The organism is Microcystis sp. M165S2, from assembly GCF_020245885.1.
In the GTDB taxonomy this organism is placed as follows: Bacteria; Cyanobacteriota; Cyanobacteriia; order Cyanobacteriales; family Microcystaceae; genus Microcystis.
This window is the reverse complement of sequence record NZ_JADBTZ010000155.1, coordinates 1-2,687: the sequence shown is the minus strand read 5'-3', so window position 1 is coordinate 2,687 and position 2,687 is coordinate 1. Positions and strand designations below refer to the sequence as shown.

General features: G+C 42.3%; 3 protein-coding genes and 1 pseudogene. 2 read left to right on the top strand and 2 right to left on the bottom strand.

Annotation, left to right across the window (positions count from 1 at the left end):
- Positions 1-213: 213 nt before the first annotated feature.
- Together nth and rseP are read right to left on the bottom strand one after the other, a co-directional pair.
- A complete protein-coding gene (gene nth, locus IM479_RS08225) occupies positions 214-867 on the bottom strand; it encodes an endonuclease III (protein WP_287077726.1) in 654 nt (217 codons plus the stop codon).
- A complete protein-coding gene (rseP, locus tag IM479_RS08220) occupies positions 867-1,958 on the bottom strand; it encodes an RIP metalloprotease RseP (protein WP_286824886.1) in 1,092 nt (363 codons plus the stop codon). The genes nth and rseP overlap by 1 nt, the downstream gene beginning before the upstream one ends.
- A gap of 149 nt (positions 1,959-2,107) precedes the next feature.
- On the opposite strand from rseP, the gene IM479_RS08215 reads away from it, so the two are divergent.
- Both IM479_RS08215 and IM479_RS08210 read left to right on the top strand, forming a co-directional pair.
- A complete protein-coding gene (locus IM479_RS08215) occupies positions 2,108-2,479 on the top strand; it encodes a bilin-binding protein (protein ID WP_287685203.1) in 372 nt (123 codons plus the stop codon).
- Between the two features lie 79 nt (positions 2,480-2,558).
- Positions 2,559-2,687: pseudogene (locus IM479_RS08210) on the top strand (RNA-guided endonuclease TnpB family protein); the annotation flags it as partial.

Genomic DNA, 2,687 nt, shown 5'->3' with positions numbered 1-2,687 from the left:
GATTGTTTTCGCCACGACCCCGGCGACTGTTCGAGTTTTGTCAGGGAGATTATGGTGGTGACCCTTGCTACGAAGCGGTCTTTTCCGACCAAGGTTGGGACGGTCTACCACCTCTCTCAATATACAAGGTTGGGTTGAAGTATGAAACCCAACGTCTGCATGGGTTACACTACCGCTAACCCATCCTACAAATAATTGTGCCTCCCTACTTAATTAGCTTACTTTTGCCGCGGGACAAAGAGTGGCCAATTGACAGGAAAAACAAGCGGGATTTCTTGCTTTACAAACTGCCCGGCCGTGGTAAATAATACTAATAGAAAAAGTTTCCCAATCCGGTTGAGGTAGTAAAGCCATTAAATCCCGTTCAATTTTCACTGGATCGTTATTAGTAGTTAAACCCAAACGATTACTTAAGCGCTTAACGTGGGTATCTACTGTCACCCCCTCAATAATCCCGTAAGCGTGAGCGAGTACCACATTAGCCGTTTTTCTAGCTACCCCGGGTAAAGTTAATAATTCCTCCATTGTCTTGGGTACTTCCCCCTGAAAATCCTTGAGGATTTTTTGACAAGCACCCTGAATATTTTTAGCTTTATTGCGATAGAATCCCGTGGAATGAATGAGAGTTTCTAACTCCTCTCGCTCGGCAAAAGCTAAGGATTTAGCATCGGGAAAACGAGCGAATAAAGCAGGAGTCACCTTATTTACCCGCTCATCAGTGCATTGTGCCGAGAGAATCACTGCCACCAATAACTGCACGGGAGTTTGATAATTTAAGCTACAGGTTGCCTCTGGATATAATCGCTTTAAGTTGCTTAAAATTTCTAGGGCGCGCAGTTGAGGTTCAGTTTTTTTTCGAGAGTCCATCACTGGAATAAATCCTGAAAAACTGCTAGGTTAGCCGTGTCGCGCACGATTAAGAAAACTCCTAATCCTAAGAGTAAAACTAGACCTGTTTGCATGATGTTATCTTGCAGTTTAGTCGGGAGAGGTTTACCTACCAAAGCCTCGATTAATAAAAATACTAATTGACCGCCATCAAGAGCAGGTAAAGGCAGAATATTAATTACCGCTAAGTTAATACTAATTAGGGCGGCAAATTGAAAAAGATTACCCGCATCATTACGAGCGATCGCCGCTCCATATTCGACAATTTTAACCGGTCCTGCTACCTGTTGAACACTGTCTTTGAAGTTACTAACTAACTGCCCAAAACCTTGCACGGTTAATAGGATTAATCGCTGAAATTCCCCCGCACCCAAGCTAAAAGCTTGCCCAAAATTATCGGCTTTCAGGCGAGTTTCTTCACCGTTAGGAGCCAATCTAACCCCAATTTTACCCTGACCATCACTTCCCAATTCAGGAGTAACGATTAAATCGATCGTTTCTGTCGGGCGTTTGATGGTTAATTTTAGGGGTTGAGCGGGGGAAGATTGAATAATGTCACGGAAGTCAATAATGGCATTTTGAGAAGCACCAAGGGGCTGATCATTGATAGCGAGAACGATATCCCCCGCTTGTATTCCCGCTTGTTTAGCGACGGAATTTTCAGCCGTAAAAACCTCTGGAATAATTACCCCTTCTTGATAGTTAATTTGGGGAAAACCCACCGTAGCGACTTGGGTAACAAGCAAAAAATAGGCAAAAATTAAATTAGCAATTACTCCCGCACTAATGACGATAGCTCGATCGAAAACAGGACGATTGCGTAATAAATCAGGGTCGTTATTGGGAATTTGACTATCGGGATCGTCATCGGGAAAACCAACGTAACCCCCTAAAGGAATGGCGCGGAGGGCGTATTCCGTTTCTTTACCTTGATATTTAGCTAAAGCTGGACCAAAACCGATAGAAAAGCGATTAACATGGATAGATTGCCAACGAGCAGCGGCAAAATGACCCAATTCGTGAACGACAATTAATAGGGCAAGTACACCGATCGCTATTAAAACTGACATGATGATCAAAATATAATGACTTAGCTTTTGTTTATTGTAAGCGATCCTCTTGGATAGATTTCAAAAAATCTTGAGTTATCGCTAATTTTTCGATCATTTATGATAGAAGTGATCTTAACTGCCTAATCTGACCTAACGGAGAGCGATCGATGCCTTTGAGTGAGCGCGCCCAGCAATTAATCCCAAAAGCGAGAATCATCAGTTTCGCTAATTGGCCCTATCAGCAATCAGCGATCGCTATTTGGCAACAAGCGGATGATCAAACTCGCTATTTCAGCGATAGCGATTTAGATACTATCGTCAATTTAGAGCCTGATTTACTTGTTTATAGTCAACAAGCTCGAAAACTGCGGGATAATGCTAATATTATCGTTGATAACGCTCGTCAGACTGTCTTAAGTCAATTTCCTACCATTTTTTACCCCGGAGGCGATCTTTATCCACCTCACCGCGCCGAAGCTTGTTGGCGTGATTTCTGGAACTTTTTACCGAAATTTTGGGTTAAAGCCCCGTCTTTTTAGGACGGCTTTTTAAACTATAGCTTGTTAACTTAACTTTTATTGTGCTATACTGACTTTATCTAAGTACCCCTTGCGTAAAATGTTTGTCTTAGAGTTTAAAGTTAAAGCTAAAACTCAACAGTATCAAGCCATAGACGATGCTATTCGTACTGCTCAATTCATCCGTAACAAATGTGTAAGGTTATGGATGGATACAAAAGGTACGGGT